Annotated in this window: 1 protein-coding gene; it reads left to right on the forward strand. The window is 69.8% G+C overall.

From position 1 onward, the window contains the following. Positions 1-600, forward strand: a 600-nt coding sequence (locus tag OCGS_RS09310; RefSeq protein WP_040610871.1) for an FAD-dependent oxidoreductase, incomplete at both ends; no start/stop codon positions are given.

Below are 600 nucleotides of genomic sequence, written 5' to 3' on the forward strand. Positions count from 1 at the left end.
CGAAGCCGTGCACTGCGCGCAGGCGGCGTCCCGATTCCCGGGCCTTCGCGGCGAGGCGCAGGTCGCCGACTGGGCTGCGCTGGTCGCGGCCAAGGACGATCTGGTCGCGACGCTGCGCCAGAAGAAGTACGCCGACCTGCTGCCGGGCTACTACGGTGTGACCTATGTCGACGAGGGTCCGGCACGGCTCATCCCCGGCGGGGTCGAGGTCGGCGGTCGCAAGATCACGGCTCCCAAAGTGATCGTCGCGACCGGTGGCCGACCCGCCGTGCCCGACATCCCCGGTATCCAGGACGCACCAACGCTCGACAGCACGTCGCTGCTGGAGCTGGACCGGTTGCCCGAAAGCCTGATCTTCCTCGGCGGCGGCTATATCGGCGTGGAGCTGGCGCAGATGATGGCGCGGATGGGCACCCGCGTCACCATCGTCTGCCGCTCGCGCCTGTTGCCGCGCACCGAGCCGGAGGTGGCGCAAGCGCTCACCGAGGTCTTGCGCGCCGAGAGTGTCACGGTTCTTGACGGCGCAACCTATCACGCCGCGCGGCGCGACGGAGACCGTGCGGTTCTGACCGTGACGGTGGACGGCGCAGACCGCGATCT

This window comes from Oceaniovalibus guishaninsula JLT2003 (assembly GCF_000299575.1).
Taxonomy (GTDB): Bacteria; Pseudomonadota; Alphaproteobacteria; order Rhodobacterales; family Rhodobacteraceae; genus Palleronia; species Palleronia guishaninsula.